Source organism: Bordetella genomosp. 11 (assembly GCF_002261215.1).
Classification (GTDB): Bacteria; Pseudomonadota; Gammaproteobacteria; order Burkholderiales; family Burkholderiaceae_B; genus Bordetella_C.
In genome coordinates this window covers 1,819,296-1,836,661 of the sequence record NZ_NEVS01000004.1, presented here as the reverse complement: position 1 = coordinate 1,836,661, position 17,366 = coordinate 1,819,296, and the positions used below count along the sequence as shown (strand labels likewise).

Here is a 17,366-nt window from a genome sequence, read left to right as displayed (position 1 = left end):
GCCTTGGGGCGGCCCTGCGGCAAAAGCGCCCCCACGGGGGGCGCAGCGGGCCGGCGTTGCCGGCGTGGCGTGGGGTTCACTTTCTTGGGCAGGCTGACTATGGCTGATTCCCATGTGGCTGGTGTCGTCATCGAGAACGCCACCAAGCAGTACGAGGCGTTTCGCGCTCTGGACGATGTGAGCCTGGACGTGGCGCCCGGTGAGTTCGTCTCCATACTCGGGCCATCCGGTTCCGGCAAGACGACCTTCCTTGGCGTGCTGGGCGGTTTCGTGCCGCCGACATCCGGGTCGGTGCGGCTGGGCGGGCGCGACATTACTTACCTGCCGCCACATAAACGCGACATCGGCATCGTGTTCCAGAGCTATGCGCTGTTTCCGCACATGACGGTGGGCGAGAACGTCGCCTATCCGCTGCGCGCGCGCCGGCAGCCCAGGGCGGGATGGGCCGCCAAGGTGCGCGATGCGCTGGCCACGGTCGAACTGGCCGGCTACGAGCACCGCCGCATCTCCGAGTTGTCGGGCGGCCAGCGCCAACGGGTCGCGTTGGCGCGCGCCATCGTGTTCGAGCCGCGCTTGATCCTGATGGACGAGCCCCTGTCGGCGCTGGACAAGCAATTGCGCGAGAACATGCAGATCGAGTTGCGCCAACTGCACGCCAAACTGGGCGCGACCATCATCTACGTGACCCACGACCAGCGCGAAGCCCTGACCATGAGCGACCGCGTGGCCATCCTGAATAAAGGAAGGCTGGTGCAGATCGATACGCCCGAGCGCCTGCACAACCGGCCCAAGGATGCCTTCGTGGCCGGGTTTATCGGCGAATCGACATTGCTGCCGGTCGAGCGCGCGGGCAATGATTCGATACGCCTGGGCGCCACCACATTGCGCTGCGCGTATGCGCTGCCCGACCAGGCCGAACTCTTCCTGGCGATACAGGCGGAAAAGCTGTTGATCGACGCATCCGCCGACTCCGGCGCATCCAACCGGCTGACCGGCCGCGTGACGGACGTGGTGTTCCAGGGCGAGAGCGTGCGCGTTTTCCTGCAGTTGGAAGGCGGGGCGCGGGTCAGCCTGCGCCAGCCCGCGCACCACATTGGCCGGCAACGGATAAAGCCGGTGGGGGAATCGATGACGGTATCGCTGCATCCCGAAGACACCATCGTGGTGCCCCGGGCCGCCTGATCGCCCCGGCATTGCCGCGGCAAGCTTTCGTGCACGGCGCCGGACCGTCTGCCGGCCAATACTAGGATCCGAGAGAACCGATATGCCCGCATCCCTGGATAGTTTCAAAGTGCTTACCTTCGACGTCGTCGGCACGCTTATCGATTTCGAGAAGGGCGTGATCGACTCCATACGCAGCCTGGGCGGCGACAACGCCGTCAAGGCGTCCGAGGACGAGATATTCGAGGCCTACAAGCGGGGCCGCGATCTTCACTACGGCCGGTCCAGCGTCGCCATGAAGGACGTTTATCTGCATTTGGCCAAGGAGCTCGGCTTCCGGAGCGACGAAGCGACCGCCGACGCCTTCCAGCTTGCCGTGCTGCGCTGGCCGGGCTTCGCCGATTCCGCCGCGGCCCTGCAGCGCCTGCGCAAACGCTATCGGCTGGTGGCGATGACCAACGCGGACCGCACCGCCTTTACCGCCTATGCGCACACGCTGGGCAATCCCTTCGACGATAGCGTCACCTGCGACGAGACCGGCACGGCCAAGCCGGACCCGCAGTTCTTCGCCTTCAACCGCGGACGGCAGTCGGCCTTCGGCTACCGGCAGTCCGACATCCTGCATGTGGCCCAGAGCCAATACCACGATATCGGCGTGGCCCGGGAGCTGGGCTACGCCGTCTGCTGGATCGAGCGCAGGCAGGGCATGAGCGGGTGGGGCGGCACGCCGGAACCCAAGTCCGTCACGCAGCCGGATTATCACTATGCCAGCCTGGCGCAGTTGGCCGATGCCGTCGACGCGGCTTACGCGCGCGGCTGAGCCGGTCCACGGGAGCCGCCATGAATCCGCCGCCTTTTCCGGAGATCGCTTCGCTGTGGCGTGAGACGGCGGCGCTCAAGCATCGTTATCCTCGCTTGAAGAATATCGTGCAATGCGATGTCGCCATCGTGGGCGGCGGCTACACGGGGTTGTCCACCGCGCGCCACCTCGCCTTGCGCGGCCTGGATCCGGTCGTGGTGGACGCCAGCCGCATCGGCTGGGGCGCGAGCGGCCGCAACGGCGGCGTGGTTTCCGGAAAATTCCGCCTGTCCTTCGCCGACTGCGCCAGCCGCTACGGCATGGACATGGCAAGGCGCATGGCGGCGCTGGCGCACGAGGCCGTCGACCTCGTGGCGGAAACCGTGGATGCCTGCGGCATCGCCGACGCCCGCTTGCGCATCGCCGGAAATCTGCGTTGCGCGCATAACGATATCGCCCTGGCGCGGCTGCGCGACGAGCGTGACTGGCTGGCGAGCAACATGGGCGACACCAGCTCGCGCCTGTTGTCGCGCCAGGAGGTCATCGACGAAACCGGTTCGAGCGACTTCGTGGGCGGCTTGCTGAATCCGCAGGCCGGGCTGATCCATCCGCTGAACTACGCCCGCGGCCTGGCGGCCAATTTGGCGGAGCAGGGCATACGCTTGTTCGAGCAGAGCCCCGTACTGCGCATCCGCCGCGCGGGCGATCGCGTGGAGGTGATCACGCCGGATGGCGCGGTCAGCGCGCGGCATGTCGCGCTGGCGACCAACGCCTATTCCGATCTGACGCCCGCCACGGCGCGGCTGGCTCGCACGCTGGTGCCGTTCCGCAGCGCGATGGTGGCGACCGAGCCATTGCCGCCCGCGCTGCTGGCTACCTTGCTGCGCGAAGACCGCAGCTACAGCGAAACGCGGCGCATGATGCGCTGGTTCCGCAAGGTGGACGATCGCATCCTGTTCGGCGGCCGCGGCGCCTTCGGCAGGGACGATTCCGACGCGGCCTTCGCGGCGCTGCGCCGCAAGATGGCCGCCATCTTTCCCCAACTGGCCCAGGTCCGCATCACGCACCGCTGGTCCGGCCTGGTGGCCATGACGCTGGACAGCGTGCCGCACGTCGGTCCGTGGGATGAGCGGATCTGCTATGCCGTGGGCTACAACGGCGCGGGCGTCGCCATGGCGACCCTGATGGGCCGCTACCTGGCGGATATCGTCCAGGGCGGCAGGCCCGATATCGGGCTGCTCGCGGCGCCGCGACTCAGGACAGTGCCTTGTTACCCCCTGCGGGAACCGATCGTCCGGCTGGTCGCCGGCTGGTATCAGTTCCTGGATGCCATCGGCCGCTGAGCGCGGTCTTTTCTTGGAGTGGTCGCCATGTCGCTTCTTTACAGCAAGTTCGTGCGGACGGCGGTTGCCGCGTCCTTGTGCGTCAGCACATCGGCGATGGCGGCCGGCCAGATCACCTTCGTTTCCCAAGGCGGCGCCTGGCAGGAGGCGCAGACCAAGGCCATCCTGGATCCGGCGGCGCGCCAACTGGGTATCACCATTAACCAGGACAGCGTGCCGGACGCCTGGCCCATGATCCGCACGCAGGGCGAGACCGGCAAGCCGATCTGGGATGTCGTGGATACCCCCACGGTGAATTGCCTGCGCGGCGGTGCGCAGGGCCTGATCGAGAAGCTGGACTTCAGCAAGATTCCCAATGCCAAGGACATGCCGGCCAATTACAAGTCCGATTATTCCGTGGCTTATGAGTTCTATTCCAGCGTCCTGGCCTACGACAAAAGCAAGTACAAGGATAAGCCGCCGTCCAGTTGGGCCGATTTCTGGGATGTGAAGAAGTATCCCGGCCGGCGCGCGCTGCGCAACCACCCGCTGGCGACGCTGGAGGCCGCGCTGATGGCCGATGGCGTGCCGCCGGACAAGCTGTACCCGCTGGACGTGGACCGGGCGTTCCGCAAGCTCGAACAGATCAAGCCTTACATCACCGTCTGGTGGACATCCGGAGGACAGTCGGCCCAGTTGCTGCACGATGGCGAGGTGGACATGATCATGGCCTGGAACGGCCGCGTCAGCGCCTTGATGAAGGAGGGCGACGACGTGGGCTTTACCTACAACCAGGGGGTATTGCAGAGTACCCAATTGTGCGTGCTGAAGAACGCGCCCAACCTGGACAATGCCATGCGTTTCGTCAACGCGGCGATCTCCCCCGAACTGCAGGCCAATATTCCCGCGCAGATCGACTATGGACCCGGCAATCCCGCCGCCTTCAAGACCGGCAAGATCCCGGCGGAGCGGGCCAGGGAACTGCCCAGCGCGCCGGAGAATGCCTCGCGCCAGGCGCTCATGGCCTATGACTGGTGGACGTCGCCCGCAGGCGAAGCCGCGGAAAAGCGCTGGCTGACGTTCATGCAGAAGTAGCCGGGGCGACGCGATGAACCCGAACGCCATGGAAGGGGGGGCCGCAGCGGTTGTCCATGCGGCCCCGGACCGCGCCTCGGTACGGCACGCGCGGCGCGAGCGCTGGCTGATGCTGGGGCTGCTCGCGCCCGCCATGCTGGTGGTGATACTGCTGCTGGTGCTGCCGCTGCTGTGGCTGGGCTGGCAGTCCTTCTACGACGGCGGGTTCACGCTGGCGCATTACCGGCGCATTTTCACTGAAGACATCTATCTGAATACCTTCCTGCTGACGTTCCGCATCGCCGCCGTCACCACCTTGCTGGCCCTGCTGCTGGGCTATCCGGTCGCGTATGCCGCCGCCGCCTTGCCCAGCCGCTGGCGCGTGGCGGTGCTGGTGCTCGTGCTGGTGCCGTTCTGGACCAGCGTGCTGGTGCGTGCCTATGCCTGGTTGATCCTGCTGCAGCGTACCGGCGTCGTGAACAAAGCCCTGCTGGGCGCCGGCCTGATCGATCGGCCGCTCGGACTGATCTACAACGAACCCGGCACCGTGATCGGCACCGTGCATATCCTGCTGCCGTTCATGATCCTGCCGCTGTACGCCACCATGCAGAAGATTCCGCGCGATCTGCTCATGGCCGGCGCCAGCCTGGGCGGATCGCCCGCGCACGTGTTCCGGCGGGTGTTCCTGCCTTTGTCGCTGCCCGGCATATTGGCCGGGTCCACCCTGGTTTTCGTCCTGTGCCTGGGCTTTTACATCACGCCGGAACTGCTGGGCGGCGGCCGCACCGTGATGGTGTCCATGATCGTCAGCCGGAACGTGGAGCTCTATAACCAATGGGGCGCGGCCAGCGCCGTCAGCGTGGTCCTGCTGCTATGCGTCTTCATCATCTTCGCGGCCGTCACGCGCGTGCTGCCGCTGGATAAGGTCGTGGTCACGCGATGACGTCTCGTATGCCGGTCCGCTTCGCATATTTCCTTCTGGTGGCATTGGTGCTGCTGTTCCTGATCGTGCCCGTGCTTATCATCGTGCCGATGTCGTTTTCGGATGCGCGCTTTCTGACCTTCCCGCCCCGCGCGTATTCGTTCCGCTGGTACGAGGCGTTTTTCGGCAATCCCGCCTGGTTGCAGGCCGCCCGCACCAGTCTGACCATCGCGGTGGCGGCGACGCTGGTCGCCACGCCGCTGGGCGTGCTGGCTTCCTATGCCATCAATGCCTCCGGCGCCCGGGTGGCGCGCTATGCCCGCACCGTATTGCTCCTGCCCCTGATGGTGCCGGTCATCATCGTCGCCATCGGCGTATTTTTCATCTATGCCAGGATCGGGCTGGTGACGACCCTGCCGGGACTGATACTGGCCAATGTCATGCTGGGCCTGCCCTACGTGGTGGTATCCGTGACGGCGGGCCTGGCCGATTTCGACCCGGCGCAGGAATTGGTCGCGCGCAGCCTGGGAATGAACCGCTTGCGCGCCTTCATGACGGTCACGCTGCCGCAGATACGCGCCAGCGTGCTGTCGGGAGCGCTATTCGTATTCATCTCCGCTATCGACGAGACCATCGTCGCGCTGTTCATTTCCGGCGGCGCCAACCAGACCTTGACCAAGCGCATGTTCACCGCCTTGCGCGATGAGATCGATCCCACCATCGCTTCCATCAGCACGATGATGACGGCGGCGTCCTTTATCCTCGCCATGATTGTCATGGCGGCGCGGCGCAAGCGGTGATCCGCGGACGTGAGCGCCCGGACACCGGGCAGGCCGGCCCGCCCGCCGGCGCCGCTTTACGCCCTGGCGTCAAACCGCGAACCGGGCCACCGCCTCCGGGTCGAAGGAGTATCCCCAGCCCGGCGCCGTGGGCACTTTGACATTGCCCTCGGCGTCCAGCGGGATCGGCGCGCCGTATAGCGGGGCGAACCAGGGCATGTGCTCGACGATCATGGCATTGGGCAGCGCGGCGGCCAGCGACAGGCTCATCTCCGTGAAAAGATGCGGCGAGATCGGCGTGTTGAAGAATTCCGCGGCGTGCGCGACCTTCAGGAATTCGGTGGGGCCGCCCATGCGCTGCAGGTCGGGCATCAGGATGTCGGCGGATTTGCGCTGCAGCATCTCCATCATGCCGAAGCGCGCATACTCGCTTTCGCCGCTGGCCACGGGCGTATCCAGCGCGGCGGCGACCTGCGCCTCGCCGGCATGGTCGTGATAAGGCACCGGCTCTTCGATCCAGCCCAGTTCGAATTCTTCCAGCCGCCGTCCCAGCCGGATCGCCCGGTCGGGCGTGAACTGCTGATTGCAGTCCGCCATCAGCCGCACCCCCGGCCCGATCGCCTCGCGCACCGCCCGGACCCGCTCCACATCTTCCTGCATGCCGGGCTTGCCCAAGGACATCTTCATGGCGCGATAGCCGTCCTTGACGAAACCGGCGGCCTCCTTCTGCAACTGGTCGATGGACGCAGACAGCCGCAGGCTGCCGCTGCGGTAGATCGGCAGCGCGTCGCGGCAGGCGCCGATCAGGCGGCCGACGTTCAGCCCGGCCTGCTTGCCGCGCAGATCCCACAACGCCATGTCGATGCCCGCCATGCCCACTACGGTAGCGCCGCGATGGCCCAGGAACGAGATATCCGACCAGGCGCGCGACCAGAAGGCACCGCTCATGCCGGGATCCAGTCCAAGCACCAGCGGCTCCAGGCTGCGCAGGGTTTCGTGCAGCACGGACAGCCGGTGGCCGTTCAGCGTGAACACCATGCCTTCGCCGGTCGCGCCTTCGTCGGTTTCCAGCGTGACGAGTACGCAATCCGCCGTCCTGATGACGATGCGCGCGCTGGGGATGGGGGCAGGCAGCGGAACGCTGACGGCCTGCAGATTCAGTTTGGTGATTTTCATAGTGGCGATAAGCGATTCGGGTGGTGCTATTCAGGAACGACGCCGGCCGCGTGCAGGATGGGACCCCAATAGGCGATGTCCGCTTGCACCACCTTGCCGAACGCCTCGTTGCGACGGCCGTCCGCGATTACGCCCAGGGCTTCCAGCCGCTTTTGCACCTCCGGCATGCGCACGATCTCCGACAGTTCGCGGCCCAGCCGGTCGGCGATGGGGGCCGGCGTGCCGGCCGGCGCGAAGATCCCTTTCCACGCAACCATCTCGAAACCGGGCAGCCCCAGGTCGGCCACCGGACGCACGCCGGGCAGGGCGGTCATTTCCGTTTTGCTGGTGACCGCCAGGGCCTTCAGCCGCCCGGCCTTGATCAGGGGTTCCGCCACGGGTATGACCTCGAACGCCATATCCAGCCGCTTGCCCATCAGGTCGGTCATGACGTTCGGACTGCCCTTGTAGGCGATCTGCCGCATGTGCGTGTGCGTCATGCTCATGAAAAGGGCCGCCGACATATGGTGGAAGCTGCCATTGCCGCTGGTGCCGTAATTCAGCGTGTCGGGCGGTTGCGACTTCAGTTCGTGGATGATGTCCTGCACGGAGTTGAACTTGCTGTCGGGCGGCACGACCAGCACGCAGGGCCCGCGGTCCACCATGACGATGGGGGTGAAGTCCTTGCGCGGATCGTAGGGCAATTGCTTGTAGACGAACAGGTTCGAAACATTGGTCGTCGTGTTGCCTGCCAGCAGGGTATAGCCGTCCGGCTTGGCGCGGGCGACCATCTGCGAGCCGACCATGCCGGATACGCCCGCGCGGTTTTCGATCAGCACGGGTTGTCCCAGGCGTTTGGATAGCAGCGGCGCCAGGATGCGCGTCACCGTATCCACGCCGCCGCCTGCCGTATACGGCACGACGATGGTTACGGGGCGATTGGGGTAGGTATCGGCGTCGGCCGCGGCGGCGGACGCCGCCAGCAGCGCGGCCACGATGGCAAGCACAAAGCGCATGACTGCTCCTCTCGATGTGCCCGGACTGCGGCCGGGCTCTTGTTTCGTTTGTTTCGCCCTCCGGACAAAGGGCGGCGCGGATGATTATGTCGTGGCCGCCTGCGGCGCGCGCGGGGCGTTCGTCGATATCAGCTATGCTGGATATCGATGGCACCGACGCCTTGCCGGCAGGCCGTCACCCGCGCAGGAGGCGGACGCCATGGATCTTCGACAGCTGGCCTATTTCGTGGCCGTTGCGGACGCGAAAAGCTTTACGCGGGCGGCCGTCGCGCTGAATCTCGTGCAATCCACGCTAAGCCACCAGATCGCGCTGCTGGAAGCGGACGTCGGCCAGCGCCTGCTGACGCGCACGGGTCGCGGCGCGGTTCCCACGGAGGCCGGCGCCGCCTTGCTCCTGCACGCGCGCGCCATGTTGAATTCGGCCCGCAAGGCGCGCGAAGAGCTGCGCGACCTGCACCTGAATCCGGCCGGCCGTCTCGCGGTCGGCCTGCCGTCGCAGGTCGCTCTGTCCATGGCGTCGCCGATGGTTTCGACAATGCGCGAACGCCTGCCGCGCGCCATCGTCTCGATTTCCGAGGGCATCAGCCTGCATCTGCGTGAGCTGCTGATCGAGGGCCGGCTGGATGTGGCGCTGCTCTACGATCCCCCACCTTCGCCGCAGCTGGCCTATCGCACGCTGACGCGCGAAGCATTCCTGCTGGTGGGGCCGGCCGGCGCGCCGCCGCTGCCCAGGCGCGTGTCCCTGGCCGCGCTGGCGGGATATCCCATGCTGCTGCCCGGCCGCGGGAACGCCATCCGGTCGCAGGTGGATTCGGTGCTGGCGCCGCGCGGCGTGCAACTGAATATCGTCGCGGAAGCAGGGGTGGTATTGACGCTGTTGAAGCTGGTCGGCGACGGCCTGGGCTATACCGCCGCGCCGGCCAGCATGCTGATGCACGACGGCAACCGGCTGCGCCTGCAAACCGCGCGCATAGGGCCGCCGGCGATCCGCAACCGGCTGGTGCTGGCCACCCCGAAAGCGCGCCCCGAGACGCGGCTATTGAAAGAATTCCTGCAGGTCGTGCAGGATCTGTATCCGCCGGAAGGTGTCCAGGAGGCCGCCCCGCGCGCGCGTACCGGCGATGCCTCCAGCCGCCCTGTTACCATCAAACCTTCCTCCCGGCATCGAAAAAGAGGACCGACATGAGTACAGGGATCGATAGGCTGCGCGGCTTTGTCGCGCTTGCGACCCGCCGCGCCGAACAGGCCGGCAGCGTGGCGATGCCCGACCCGGGCCTGCTGGCTGCTTTTCGCGATCTCGTCAGCCACGACGACTGGCTACCCGCGGACTGCGCCGTGCCGCATGCGGAGCACTACCAGCAATATCTTCTTCATTGCGATCCCCTGGAGCGCTTCAGCATCGTCAGCTTCGTGTGGGGACCGGGCCAGGAGACACCCGTGCATGACCATACGGTGTGGGGCTACGTCGGCATGCTGCGCGGCGAAGAGATCAGCCAGCACTATGGCCGCGGTACCCGCGCCGGCTACGAGCCGGTGGGCGAACCGGTACGCCTGACGCCCGGCGCGGTAGAGGTGTTATCGCCGTCCGAAGGCGATATCCACAAGGTGTACAACGCCCATGCGGACCGGGTGTCGATCAGCATTCACATGTACGGGGCCAATATCGGCGCGGTGCGGCGCAGCGTATTCGATCCCGAAACGGGTCGGGCAAAGCCCTTCGTATCGGGGTATTCCAGCGCGCAAACGCCGAATATCTGGGATCGATCCGCCGCGGTCCGCGCCATGGCGCAAACGCCCGGTCAGTAGGGCGCGCGATACCGGGCCAGGGCCGCGAGGTCGGGCTCGACGCCGATGCCGGGTGTGTCGGGCAGCGTGATCCAGCCATCTTCGTTTACCGCCTGCGGCAGGGTCCATACGGTTTCCCGCAGCGGATTGGGATTGGCGTCGACTTCCACCATGCCGGCCGGGCCCAGCGCCGCGCGCAGGTGCATGGAGGCGGCCAGTCCGATGCCTCCGCCCAGCCAATGCGGACAGAAGGTCAGGCCGGCGATCCGGGCGTAGCGGGCGACCTCCATGCAGCCGGAAATCCCGCCCCACTTGCCGACGTCCGGCTGGATGAAGCGCAGGTGTCCGTTATCGATGGCGGCCTGGAAATCGGCCTGGCCCCGGATGTTCTCGCCGGCGGCCAGCGCCAGCGTGGTGCCGCGCGCGAGCCGGCGCCAGTCCGACAGCGCTTCGTCGGCCGCCAGCGGCTCTTCCACCCAATATGGACGGAATGGCTCCAGCGCCGCGATGCGTGCGTCCGCGACGTCCGGCGCCCATGCCTGGTTGGCGTCCACCATGATGCGGGCATTGGGTCCCAGGGCCGCCCGGATGTCGCGAAAGTTCGCCTGGTCGCGGTCCGGCTCGAAGCCTACCTTGAACTTGAACGCGGCATAGCCTTCCTTCTGCTTGGCCAACGCCGTTTCGGCGACCTTGTCCGGCCCGAGGCCGCTGGCATAGGGAAGGACCCGGCCATCCGCGCCATCGGCCGCGGTTCCGGCGGCGTCCGCGAGGACGCGCCACAACGGCCGTCCCGCGCGCCGCGCCCGCATATCCCACAGCGCCTGGTCGATGGCCGACGCCACCTGCGCCATCGGGCCGGGTTCGCCGGCCTGTATCGCCATGCGGCGCAGGCCTTCGTCGAGCATGCGCCAGGTGCCCCTGGGGTCATCGCTGGGCTTGCCGAGCAGCATCGGCGCGACCAGGTCGCGCGTGAGCCGCGCCCGATGTTCCGCTCCCACCGGCGGGAAGTTGCAGAACACTTCGCCCCAGCCCCAGGCCCCATCGGCGGCCGCGACCCGCACGAAAACGGCGGGACGGTTGCTGAAACTGCCCACGGCGGCCCGCACCGGCACATCGATGGGCGCGCGGAAAACATGGGCCTCGATACTTTCTATCGTCATTCGCGGTTCCTGGTCAGTCGGCTTTCACGCCAAGGTCATTTGCCACCTTGCCCCACTTCTGGAGCTCGGAGCCGATATAGCGGCGGAAATCCTCCGGCGATCCCGCGTCGGGCACGAGGCCGGCGTCCAGCAGTTTCGCATGGATGTCCTTGTCGGACTGGACCTTGTTGACAGCCTTGGCGAGTTTGTCGACAACGCCGGCGGGCAGCCCGGCAGGGCCGGCCAGCCCTTGCCATGCCACGACTTCGAAGCCGGGGATGTTGGCGGCTTCGGCGATCGTGGGAATGTCCGGGTACTCCGGCACGCGCTGCAATCCGCCCACGCCCAGCACGGCCAGCTTGCCGGCCTTGACCTGCTGCATCATCGTGCCCTGGTCGGCGAAGATCATGTCCACGTGGCCCGCCACCAGGTCGCCCAGCAGCGCGCCCGTGCCCTTGTAAGGCACGTGCAGCATCTTGATCTGCGTGCGTGCCTCGAAAAGCGCGGCGGCCATTTGCTGCATGCTGCCGGTGCCGGACGAACCGTAGCTCAATACGCCCGGATGCGCCTTGGCATAGCTGACCAGCTCCGCCGCCGTGCGCACGGGCACCTTGGTCGGATTGACCACAAGCACGTAATTGACGACGACCGTCTTGGTGATGGGCGTCAGTTGCTTCAGTGGATCGAAGGGATTGTTCTTGTAGATGACGGGATTGATGCCCAATGTGGCGATATTGCCCAGCAGCAGCGTGTAGCCGTCGGCGGGCGCCCGGGCCACGGCTTCCGTTCCGATGATGCCGCTGGCACCCGGCCGGTTGTCCACCACGATACTCTGCCCCAGTTCCTTGCCGAGCGCGGGCGCGACGATGCGCGCGTAGGCGTCGACCGCGCCGCCAGGGGAAAACGGCACGATAAGGCGTATGGGTTGGCTGGGATAGCTGTCCGCGGCAAGCGCGGCCGACGTTGTCCCGGCCAGGGCGAGTGCCGCCATGGCGTGCACGAAGGACCGCCGCACGCGGTTAGGCTGGTGTGTCATGGATGTCTCCCATATCTTTGGAGTTTCAGGCTCTCCGGCCCGCGGCACGGCGGGCTGCCGCCGGATGCCTGCGCGAATTATCCGGGCGGGGGTATTCAGGATCAATTATGGATTTATCATCAGCTCATATCTATTCCATATGAGCCCGCCATACCGTGACCGCTACCCTCGGCGCTTCGGCGCGTTACCGCCTGGACCGCCTGCGTGTGCGGCATCTGCGTCTGCTGGAAATTGTCGGCCGGGAAGGATCCTTGGGCGCCGCGGCGCGCGAACTGGGCATCAGCCAGCCGGCGGCAACGCTGTTGCTGCGCGAGCTGGAGGAGGTGTTCGAGGCCGTCCTGGTCGATCGCGATGCGCGCGGGGCGCGCTTGACGCCGCAGGGTCGTGGCGCGATGGACCGGCTCGCCATCGCCATGTCCATCCTTGACCAGGCGATGGAAGCCGCGCAGGCGCCGGGGTCGATCCCCACGCTGCGGGTCGGGTGCGTGCAAATGGCGGGTTTCACGGCGCTGCCCGATGCCTTGTCGCGCCTGCTGGCGGCGGACGAACTTGCCTACACGCGGATCGTGGAGGGAGAAAGTCAGGGCCTGCTGCAGGCGCTGGGCGCGGGCGAGCTGGATTGCGCGGTGGCCTGGCTGGACGAGTCGATCGCGGCGGCCGTCGATCTGTCCCGTTTCAGTATCGAACCGCTGTGGTCCGGGCAGATGCGTGTCTTCGCGGCCGCCCGCCACCCGCTGGCGCGGCGCAGACAGGTGTCCGTCGGGGAACTGGCGCGATGGCCGTGGGTCGTCCCGAATCCCGGCTCGCGCACCCACGCGGCCTTCCAGCGCCTGTTCCTGAATGGCGGCATGGCCGCGCCGCGGCCGCGGCTGGTCTGTTCGTCGGTCCATTCGGGCGCGCATATCGTGGCGGGCGGCTCTTTTCTGGGAATCGCGCCCGATACCGTCGTGGCGCGGTATCGGGACAGCCTGTCGCTGCGGCCATTGCGTGGCGATGCCTTGCTCCTTGCGCCCGCCAGGTTGTCCTTCTTCGCCTTGAAGGATGCGGCCGCCTTCGAGCCCGTCGCGCGCTTTCGCGAGGCGGTGCGCGCGGCCGCCAGCCCGGGCAGGGCAACCGGTCGTTTATGATCTTCAGCGGCCGCCGGACCGCGCGGCAAGCGCCGTGGCCATGCCGCGCGAATCGCGACCGTACCCAGGAGATTCCCAATGAAAGTCCAAGGCCAGTGCCATTGCGGCGCCATCGTGTACCAGGCGGAAGTCGATCCGGATACCGTCTCGATCTGTCATTGCACCGATTGCCAGCGCCTGAGCGGCGGCATCTTCCGCGTGAATATTCCCGCGCCGGCGGAGCACTTCCGCATCGTGAAGGGAGAGCCGCGCCGCTACATCAAGACCGCCGATAGCGGGGCCAGGCGGGTGCATGCATTCTGCGAGAACTGCGGCTCGCCGGTGTATTCCAGCGCGGTCGAAAACCCGACCAGCTATTCGCTGCGCCTGGGAGCGCTGGACCAGCGCGACCAACTGGGCCGGCCGCGCCGGCAAATCTGGACGCGGCGCCGGATCGGCTGGATGCCGCCCCTGCACGAGGTACCCGGGGTCGACGGGCAGCCTTGAAAAGCCGCCGCGACTCCGCGGGCTAGTGATCGAAGTGCAGGCGCAGGAAGGCCCGGCCGTCGCGCTTGCCGGTGGTCAGGCGGTCGGCCAGGCGCCGCAGCAGCACGGTCGATACGCCGCGCAGCGCGCGGTCCAGTTCCGCCTGGAATTCCTCGTCGCTGGTGTCGAGCAGCGAAGGCGATGCAGGCGCCGCGATGCCCAGGTGCAAGGGTTCGCCCGTGTGGATCAGCTCGATGTCCAGGTTGAATTCGTCGAAGCTGCCGCGGATCGCCGTCACGGTCCTGTCCCCGCCGGCGGCGAGCACCGCCTCGGTGGCTTCCAGCGCGGCCTCGGCCGCGCGCTGCACGGCATCGCGCCGCGCGCCCCAGCGGGCGCCCGATTCTTCGACGAAAGTCACGACGGCGGTACCCAGGTCCATGGCGGCGCCGCCCTGGTTGCGGGGCAGCGGCACCAGCGGCTGTTCGTCGCGCCGCGACACGCCCAGCCGGAATAGCAGATTGAGCAGTATCGCCACGACACCGGCGACGACGACGCCGCTTTCGGCGAGGATGCGCATCGACGGCGGCGCCTGCTCCGCCACGTCCGGCAGCAGGATGGTGCCGACACCGGCCACCATGGACAGGCCGACCATGAAGGTGGCGCGCGCGTCCATCGCTCGCGAGGCGATCAGTTCGATGCCGGATACGATCAGGTAGGCGGCCGCATAGGTCTCGACGGCGCCCACCACCGGCGTGGGGATCAGGGTGAGGGCGACGGTGGACTTGGGCAGGAATGCGACCAGGGCCAGCAGGATGCCGGCCACCAGGCCGGCATAGCGCGTGGTGGACCGGCTGATATGGCAGAGGGCGATATTGGCCGACGAGGTCCCGCTGGGCAGTCCGCCCAGGAAGCCGGCCAGGATATTGGAAAGCGAACCGGCGCGGATGCCGCCGCTGACGCGCCGCATATCGGCCCGTCGCCAGTCGGCATCCTCCATCTTGCTCATCAGCACGACCGTGCCCAGCGTATCGAGCTGCACCATGACGGCCAGCAGCACGATGGCCACCAGGATGGCGGGCTCGATGTGCAGGTCCGGCGTGGGCACGTGCGGCAGGCCGAAGACCGGCGCGTTCGCCAGCAGCTCGCCCCCGGTCAGCCGCCCCAGTAGGCCCGCCAGTACGACGCCCGCCGCCAGGCCGGCGAGCAGGGCGAACAGCTTGGTGCGCCGCGTCCCCCACACGGAGAGCGCAACGATGACCGCCAGCGTGACGCCGCTGATCAGGATGTCGACGCCGTCGAACCTCAGGCGCGTACCGGCGGCGGCCTGCGCGGGCGTAAACCCGGTGGCATGGTGGAAGGCGGGTTCGATCAGCGATATCCCGGTGACGCAGACCACCACGCCCGCGATCGTGGGCGGGAAAAAGGCGCGCAGCCGCGGGATGGCCTGGCCTATCAGCAGGCCGGCGACGCCGTTGGCCAGGCCGATCGCCGCCAGCACGCCGCCGCCTTGCACCGCGATCACCGACGCCGCGGCGATCATGACGATGGGGTCCGGCAGGTGGACGATGAGCGCCCCCGCGCCCAGGCGCCCGCCATAGGCTTGCAGAATGGTGGCGATGGCCATGCCGAGCACAGTGGCCGTGACCAGGCTTTGCGTGGCATCCTGCGGCAGGTTGGCAATGCGCGCGGTGGCCAGGACATAAGCCACGAAGGCCAGGGCGGTGGCGGTATGCTGCGCCGCCAGGCCCAGCAGCGTTCCCAGGGGGGGCCGCTCGTTGGCGGCGTACATCAAATCCGCGGGCCGGCGGTTGGCATGGACGTGGGGCAGGCGCAGGAGCGATCGCAGGGGCATGGCGGGGGCGCGAACCTTCGGGCGCATCGCCCGTCATTCAAGTCATGGATAGGCTGCTCAGCCCGTATTATGGGTAAAAGCGCCAGGCTTGGCGAGGCAATCCGCCTTCGGAGAATGCCGGTCGCCCGGGCGGATGGACTAACGCGAAAGGACTGCGCCGCCGCGCGGAGCCAGGCGGACGGGAGGGCGACATGCGAGAGCCGGCGGGCCGCAGGCTGGGGCTGGAAATGGAGATGGCCGTGGTACGCCGCGACAGCGGTGCCAGCCATGCGGCCGAGCGTTATCCAGAAACGCTGGCCGGGATCAAGCGCTCGCGCGGCGAGGACATACGGCTGTCCTACCTTCACGACCGTGCCGTTTGCGCCAGCGGGCCGCTGGGCGACAGCGGTTTCGACAATGGCTACAACTTGCTGGAAACCGCATTCGCGCCGGTGATGGGCGGCCCGGGCGGGCTGGACCGGCTGGACGCCGCCATGCAAACGGAACTGCGCGATGTGCGCGACGCCCTGGCCGCGGAAGACGCCACGGTGCTGAACGCGGCCGAACATCCGGCTGCCACGCTGGATAACGATCGCTACCTGCGGATCCGCATACCGCGGCCTATCTATACCGAGCTGGTCGGACATCGCGGATGGCTGCACCGGGCCGGCATCGACGCCAAGGCGCAGAACAGTCCGTGCACGGCGGTGCCGGTCGAAGACGCCGTGCGGGCCTTGAACGTCATGCTGGCGCTGGCGCCCGCGTTCATCGCTTTGTTCGCCAACAGCCCCTTGCAGGATGGGCGCGCGACCGGCCTGAAGGAAAACCGGCTGATGCTATGGGATCGCGTGTTCCGTCACGCGCGCTTCGCGGCGGACCATCGGTTGCAGCAGTTGCCGGCGCTTCCCTTTCGCGACCTGGGCGATTACTTCCGCTGGATGTTCGCCGGCGATACGGTCAGCCGCGCGTTGCCGCTGGCGGTGGACGACGACTACAAGGGCGCCGTCAGCGTTTATCTGGACGGCCATCCTTCGTTGGACCGCTTCCTGCATGCGCGCGAATGGCGGGGCCGCCGTGCCGACAATGGTCAATCGGTGCTATTGCGGCCGCACAGCGGCTACTTCGAGTACTCGCAATTCGCCCATTTCCTGGATGCGCGCTTCCGCTACCGCCTGCGAACGCGGCCGCCGTTGGAGGACCTGCTCCACGCCTGGAAGCGGCCCGGCGGCATCGAGGCGCTGTTCGTCCGGGCGGGCTTGGAGGGCTATATCGAAGGGCGGGCGCCGGGCGCGGTGTTTCCGGACCGGCAACTGCGGGCCGAAGCGGGCGCGTCGGTGGCGGGGCGCGCGCCGATGGCCGCTTCGGCGATGCAGCTGGGATTGCTGCGCGATCTCGCTACGGCGGAGGCCCTGGTGCGGGAATGGGGATGGCCGTCCCTGCGCGGCATGCGGCAGGCCGCGATCCGCGCCGCCCTGGACGACCGGCGGGTGCGCGCGCTGGCCGCGGATGTGCTGGCGGCGGCCAGCGCGGGCCTGGACGCGTCCGAGCGCCCATGGCTGGCGTATGCGGACTACGTGCTGGCAAGCGGCCAAACGGCGGCGGATCGCTTGCTCGCGCTGTGGACGGCGACGCCGGGCGGCGTGGACGACAAACTGCGGGAAGTCTGCGCCTGGCGCTCGCTGCGCCTGGGCGACGAATAACACCGCGCGATCGGCCATCCACGGGCCGTCCCGCGCCGCCGTTCCGCGATCGCGG

At 67.5% G+C, this 17,366-nt stretch carries 16 protein-coding genes; 11 read left to right on the top strand and 5 right to left on the bottom strand.

The annotated features are described in order from the left end of the window. The first annotated feature begins 99 nt into the window (after positions 1 to 99). The 6 genes from CAL28_RS15935 to CAL28_RS15910 all read left to right on the top strand — a co-directional run bounded on the left by CAL28_RS15935 (position 100) and on the right by CAL28_RS15910 (position 6,078). The gene (locus CAL28_RS15935; RefSeq protein ID WP_094842277.1) at positions 100 to 1,182 is read left to right on the top strand and encodes an ABC transporter ATP-binding protein; all 1,083 of its coding nucleotides are present in this window, start codon (positions 100 to 102) and stop codon (positions 1,180 to 1,182) included. An 82-nt stretch (positions 1,183 to 1,264) separates the two neighbouring features. Continuing rightward, positions 1,265 to 1,981 (top strand): HAD-IA family hydrolase, encoded by a 717-nt coding sequence (locus CAL28_RS15930; protein ID WP_094842276.1) that lies wholly within the window; start codon positions 1,265 to 1,267, stop codon positions 1,979 to 1,981. A gap of 20 nt (positions 1,982 to 2,001) precedes the next feature. Next, positions 2,002 to 3,303, top strand: a complete 1,302-nt coding sequence (locus CAL28_RS15925; protein ID WP_094842275.1) for an NAD(P)/FAD-dependent oxidoreductase — start codon at positions 2,002 to 2,004, stop codon at positions 3,301 to 3,303. A gap of 96 nt (positions 3,304 to 3,399) precedes the next feature. Further along, on the top strand, positions 3,400 to 4,377 hold the full coding sequence (locus tag CAL28_RS15920) for an ABC transporter substrate-binding protein (RefSeq protein WP_254926287.1): 978 nt from the start codon (positions 3,400 to 3,402) through the stop codon (positions 4,375 to 4,377). Positions 4,378 to 4,405: 28 nt separating this feature from the next. Then, entirely contained in the window at positions 4,406 to 5,299 is an 894-nt protein-coding gene (locus CAL28_RS15915) for an ABC transporter permease (protein ID WP_094844664.1), read from the top strand. After that, complete coding sequence (locus tag CAL28_RS15910) at positions 5,296 to 6,078, top strand: ABC transporter permease (protein WP_094842273.1); 783 nt, start codon at positions 5,296 to 5,298, stop codon at positions 6,076 to 6,078. Before CAL28_RS15915 ends, CAL28_RS15910 begins: the two co-directional genes overlap by 4 nt. Positions 6,079 to 6,147: 69 nt before the next feature. Here the strand turns inward: CAL28_RS15910 and CAL28_RS15905 are convergent, their stop codons facing one another. After that, positions 6,148 to 7,233 (bottom strand): mandelate racemase/muconate lactonizing enzyme family protein, encoded by a 1,086-nt coding sequence (locus tag CAL28_RS15905; RefSeq protein ID WP_094842272.1) that lies wholly within the window; start codon positions 7,231 to 7,233, stop codon positions 6,148 to 6,150. 26 nt (positions 7,234 to 7,259) lie between these two features. After that, a complete protein-coding gene (locus tag CAL28_RS15900; RefSeq protein WP_094842271.1) occupies positions 7,260 to 8,228 on the bottom strand; it encodes a Bug family tripartite tricarboxylate transporter substrate binding protein in 969 nt (322 codons plus the stop codon). Positions 8,229 to 8,427: 199 nt separating this feature from the next. Between CAL28_RS15900 and CAL28_RS15895 the strand changes: the two genes are divergently transcribed. Further along, positions 8,428 to 9,414 carry a LysR family transcriptional regulator gene (locus tag CAL28_RS15895; protein ID WP_094842270.1) on the top strand — a complete coding sequence of 329 codons (987 nt, stop codon included), beginning with the start codon at positions 8,428 to 8,430 and terminating at the stop codon, positions 9,412 to 9,414. Then, positions 9,411 to 10,034, top strand: a complete 624-nt coding sequence (locus CAL28_RS15890) for a cysteine dioxygenase (protein ID WP_094842269.1) — start codon at positions 9,411 to 9,413, stop codon at positions 10,032 to 10,034. The genes CAL28_RS15895 and CAL28_RS15890 overlap by 4 nt, the downstream gene beginning before the upstream one ends. On the opposite strand, the gene CAL28_RS15885 is transcribed toward CAL28_RS15890, so the two are convergent. Beyond that, the gene (locus CAL28_RS15885; protein ID WP_094842268.1) at positions 10,028 to 11,173 is read right to left on the bottom strand and encodes a mandelate racemase/muconate lactonizing enzyme family protein; all 1,146 of its coding nucleotides are present in this window, start codon (positions 11,171 to 11,173) and stop codon (positions 10,028 to 10,030) included. The two genes, CAL28_RS15890 and CAL28_RS15885, sit on opposite strands and share 7 nt — an antisense overlap. Before the next feature lie 13 nt (positions 11,174 to 11,186). Continuing rightward, positions 11,187 to 12,188, bottom strand: a complete 1,002-nt coding sequence (locus CAL28_RS15880; protein WP_094842267.1) for a Bug family tripartite tricarboxylate transporter substrate binding protein — start codon at positions 12,186 to 12,188, stop codon at positions 11,187 to 11,189. 155 nt (positions 12,189 to 12,343) lie between these two features. Between CAL28_RS15880 and CAL28_RS15875 the strand changes: the two genes are divergently transcribed. Then, positions 12,344 to 13,315 carry a LysR substrate-binding domain-containing protein gene (locus tag CAL28_RS15875; RefSeq protein ID WP_094842266.1) on the top strand — a complete coding sequence of 324 codons (972 nt, stop codon included), beginning with the start codon at positions 12,344 to 12,346 and terminating at the stop codon, positions 13,313 to 13,315. A 78-nt stretch (positions 13,316 to 13,393) separates the two neighbouring features. Further along, positions 13,394 to 13,801, top strand: coding sequence for a GFA family protein (locus CAL28_RS15870; protein ID WP_094842265.1), 408 nt, complete (start codon positions 13,394 to 13,396; stop codon positions 13,799 to 13,801). Positions 13,802 to 13,823: 22 nt separating this feature from the next. Here CAL28_RS15870 and CAL28_RS15865 read toward each other — a convergent pair whose 3' ends face one another. Beyond that, positions 13,824 to 15,632: a uracil-xanthine permease family protein gene (locus tag CAL28_RS15865; protein ID WP_176464018.1), complete on the bottom strand. Its 1,809-nt coding sequence runs from the start codon at positions 15,630 to 15,632 to the stop codon at positions 13,824 to 13,826. A 191-nt stretch (positions 15,633 to 15,823) separates the two neighbouring features. On the opposite strand from CAL28_RS15865, the gene CAL28_RS15860 reads away from it, so the two are divergent. Next, on the top strand, positions 15,824 to 17,311 hold the full coding sequence (locus tag CAL28_RS15860) for a glutamate-cysteine ligase family protein (RefSeq protein ID WP_094842263.1): 1,488 nt from the start codon (positions 15,824 to 15,826) through the stop codon (positions 17,309 to 17,311). Positions 17,312 to 17,366: the final 55 nt, after the last annotated feature.

Excerpts from the sequence above, each read along its gene's own strand:
- CAL28_RS15935 (WP_094842277.1), top strand. The coding sequence starts at position 100 with ATGGCTGATTCCCATGTGGCTGGTGTCGTCATCGAGAACGCCACCAAG.
- CAL28_RS15930 (WP_094842276.1), top strand. The coding sequence starts at position 1,265 with ATGCCCGCATCCCTGGATAGTTTCAAAGTGCTTACCTTCGACGTCGTC.
- CAL28_RS15925 (WP_094842275.1), top strand. The coding sequence starts at position 2,002 with ATGAATCCGCCGCCTTTTCCGGAGATCGCTTCGCTGTGGCGTGAGACG.
- CAL28_RS15920 (WP_254926287.1), top strand. The coding sequence starts at position 3,400 with ATGGCGGCCGGCCAGATCACCTTCGTTTCCCAAGGCGGCGCCTGGCAG.
- CAL28_RS15915 (WP_094844664.1), top strand. The coding sequence starts at position 4,406 with ATGGAAGGGGGGGCCGCAGCGGTTGTCCATGCGGCCCCGGACCGCGCC.
- CAL28_RS15910 (WP_094842273.1), top strand. The coding sequence starts at position 5,296 with ATGACGTCTCGTATGCCGGTCCGCTTCGCATATTTCCTTCTGGTGGCA.
- CAL28_RS15905 (WP_094842272.1), bottom strand. The coding sequence starts at position 7,233 with ATGAAAATCACCAAACTGAATCTGCAGGCCGTCAGCGTTCCGCTGCCT.
- CAL28_RS15900 (WP_094842271.1), bottom strand. The coding sequence starts at position 8,228 with ATGCGCTTTGTGCTTGCCATCGTGGCCGCGCTGCTGGCGGCGTCCGCC.
- CAL28_RS15895 (WP_094842270.1), top strand. The coding sequence starts at position 8,428 with ATGGATCTTCGACAGCTGGCCTATTTCGTGGCCGTTGCGGACGCGAAA.
- CAL28_RS15890 (WP_094842269.1), top strand. The coding sequence starts at position 9,411 with ATGAGTACAGGGATCGATAGGCTGCGCGGCTTTGTCGCGCTTGCGACC.
- CAL28_RS15885 (WP_094842268.1), bottom strand. The coding sequence starts at position 11,173 with ATGACGATAGAAAGTATCGAGGCCCATGTTTTCCGCGCGCCCATCGAT.
- CAL28_RS15880 (WP_094842267.1), bottom strand. The coding sequence starts at position 12,188 with ATGACACACCAGCCTAACCGCGTGCGGCGGTCCTTCGTGCACGCCATG.
- CAL28_RS15870 (WP_094842265.1), top strand. The coding sequence starts at position 13,394 with ATGAAAGTCCAAGGCCAGTGCCATTGCGGCGCCATCGTGTACCAGGCG.
- CAL28_RS15865 (WP_176464018.1), bottom strand. The coding sequence starts at position 15,632 with ATGCCCCTGCGATCGCTCCTGCGCCTGCCCCACGTCCATGCCAACCGC.
- CAL28_RS15860 (WP_094842263.1), top strand. The coding sequence starts at position 15,824 with ATGCGAGAGCCGGCGGGCCGCAGGCTGGGGCTGGAAATGGAGATGGCC.